Raw genomic sequence first — 2,830 nt, 5'->3', positions numbered from 1 at the left:
TGATTACGGCCACTGAAATGTACCACCTCTGACATAGTTTTTACCACCGAGTGACACAAAATTTACCAGTAAATGCCATGCGTTTACCAACTAATACCTTTGTATAATTAATGAGCATACCTGTTGGGTATGACATTAATTTATGGAGGTATTTTTTTATGATCCATTATCAAAAGATATTGGAGTTACACGATGAGGGAATCAGTCTCAGAGGTATTGCCGCAAGTACTGGTAACTCTCGTCAAAAAGTAACAGAGGTCATCCGTTTGGCAGAAAAGAAAGGATTAGTGTGTCCGTTAGACGAGGAAATGACGGATCAATGGATTGAGGATTTTCTCTTTCCAGAGAAAACTTTGGAGGGTTCGGGACGACAACCATTGAACTTTGATTATATTCATGAAGAGCTAGCGAAGCCTAATGTGACGCTTTCACTCCTCCATCATGAATACGAAGCTGAGTGTCGTGCGAATCAAAAGATTCCTTACTCGTATCGCAGTTTTCTGCGTCATTACAGTAGATATGCAGACAAGTACAAAGCCACTTTGCGTATCCGTAGAAAACCAGGCGAAATTATGGAGGTCGATTGGGCAGGATCCACATCCTTCATCATTGACAGGGACACTGGCGAGAAGGTAAAAGCGTATGTTTTCGTTGCAACACTGCCTTGTAGTCAATTATCGTATGCAGAAGCAACGTTATCGATGGATTTACATTCATGGATAACCGCACACAACCATGCGTATAAGTATTTTGGTGGCACTACACAAATTATTGTGCCAGACAACCTTAAAGCGAGCGTCACGAAACATACTACACGAGAGTTAGTATTAAATCCAACTTATAAGGAAATGGCAGAATACTATAATACTGTAGTCATGCCTGCACGGGTGCGTACACCAAAAGATAAGGCCAGTGTAGAAGGCTCAGTTAACGTCGTCTCTACATGGATCATTGCAGCCTTAAGAAATGCACATTGTTTCAGTATCGATGAATTGAATGAAGAAGTTTCGAAGAAATTAGCTGAATTCAATGAGCGTCCCTTCACACGTAAAAAAGGGTGTCGTTTGTCGGCATTTGAGGAAGAGGAGAAATTCGCACTTTCCCCTCTACCATCAACGCCTTACAAAATGTCTGAATGGAAAACAGCGAAAGTACGTCCAGACTATCACATCTCTGTCGATAGTATGTTTTATTCAGTGCCATATGAGTACATCAATCGTCAGGTAGATGTGAAGCTTTCAGACGACCTCGTAGAAGTTTATTTCAATCATATGCGGGTAGCTTCCCATAAACGATTATATGGGAAATTCGGTCAATTATCTACTGTTCGTGATCATATGCCTGAAAATCATAAGTTATTTGTGGACCAAACACCAGAAGCTGCATTTGAATGGGCTGAAAATATCGGAGTTTCCACATTGACTGTTATTAAATATATTCTAGATACTTCTCAAACAGAAAAACTAGCATTACAATCTATATTTTCTTTAAAAAAATCTGAGCGACGTTATACCAAATATGAAATTGAACGTGCATGTAAGATGGTTATTTCTATGACTAGAAGACCAACAGTTAAGAGTATTCAAACCATCTTGAAGAGCAATAAAAAGAATGATGCCGAACAAGAAATGAAACGCAAAACGGAAACAAGTGAAAATAATTTTGGCTTCACAAGAGGAGCACATTACTACGGAGGAACGGACAAATGATGAATGATCAAACATTAACAAAATTACTCGAAATGAAATTAAGTGGAATGGCAGAAGCCTATAAAGAGCAAGCATCGAATAAGGATTTTCAAAAGATGAGTTTCGAAGATCGATTTTCATTACTGGTTGATCTAGAGCACTCCCGTCGGAAAAGCAATAAGCTTCAACGCTTGATACAAACAGCTACTTTTTTAAACTCAAATGCCAGTATTGAAGATATAGAATACCATGAGGACAGAAGATTGAATAAAGAATTGATTCTAAAATTGGCTAGCTGTAATTATATACAAGACAGTCATAATATTATATTGAAAGGAGCCACCGGCTCAGGTAAATCATATCTAGCAAGTGCATTCGGAGTAGCTGCTTGTCGTCAATTTTATAAAGTGAAGTATATTCGCCTACCGGAACTATTGGATGAATTATCACTCGCAAAATTAGCTGCAGACGGAAGTTACCGGAAATGTATCAAAAAGTACACGAAGGTTGATCTACTCATATTGGATGAATGGTTACTGACAGATTTATCAACCGATGAAGCAGCTATTATATTGGAAATTACAGAAGCACGCCACAAGTTAGCTTCTACTATTTTCTGTTCACAAATCGACCCTAGTGGATGGCATATTAAGTTAGGTAATGAAACGATAGCAGAAGCTATTTTAGACCGAATTATTCATGACTCCTATCAAATCTTAATAGATGGAGTAGTTTCCATGCGTGAACGCCATGGACTAAGTGGAGACTTCTAATATGACAGTTATGACGGAAAAAGACCTAAAGGAGATGGAGGAGTACTTCTACTGTGTCGGGTACAAGAACTGGTATCCGTTCCCCATGGAACTAAAAACGCAGTTGATGGAAACTTACGGTAATGAACCTTTTCCTCATGAATGGAATGAACAGGACATTTTTGAGGGTTCTAGAAAGATGATTATAGAGTATTTTAAAACTAATTTAAATTAACAACAATGTAAATAAAAAGCCCTACAGTTTATAAAACTAGTAAACTGTAGGGCTTTTATGATGATTGGTAAGTGTGTTGGCGTTGTGTGGTAAATTTCATGGCGAAGTCTGGTAAAAAACATGGCAAGGGTGGTAAAATCACGTGGCCGTAATCA

The 2,830-nt window shown here is 38.3% G+C and carries 3 protein-coding genes; all 3 read left to right on the top strand.

Translation table 11 applies throughout. The annotated features are described in order from the left end of the window. Positions 1 to 158: 158 nt before the first annotated feature. The 3 genes from istA to FCI53_RS21040 are packed head-to-tail and all read left to right on the top strand — an operon-like array spanning position 159 to position 2,675. On the top strand, positions 159 to 1,709 hold the full coding sequence (istA, locus tag FCI53_RS21050; protein ID WP_138420932.1) for an IS21 family transposase: 1,551 nt from the start codon (positions 159 to 161) through the stop codon (positions 1,707 to 1,709). Further along, entirely contained in the window at positions 1,706 to 2,461 is a 756-nt protein-coding gene (istB, locus tag FCI53_RS21045; RefSeq protein ID WP_171038268.1) for an IS21-like element helper ATPase IstB, read from the top strand. The genes istA and istB overlap by 4 nt, the downstream gene beginning before the upstream one ends. A 1-nt stretch (position 2,462) precedes the next feature. Next, positions 2,463 to 2,675, top strand: a complete 213-nt coding sequence (locus FCI53_RS21040; RefSeq protein ID WP_138420931.1) for a hypothetical protein — start codon at positions 2,463 to 2,465, stop codon at positions 2,673 to 2,675. The last annotated feature ends 155 nt before the right edge of the window (positions 2,676 to 2,830 follow it).

The sequence above is a fragment of the Aquibacillus sediminis genome (assembly GCF_005870085.1).
In the GTDB taxonomy this organism is placed as follows: Bacteria; Bacillota; Bacilli; order Bacillales; family Amphibacillaceae; genus Aquibacillus_E; species Aquibacillus_E sediminis.
This window is presented reverse-complemented; position numbering and strand designations above follow the sequence as displayed.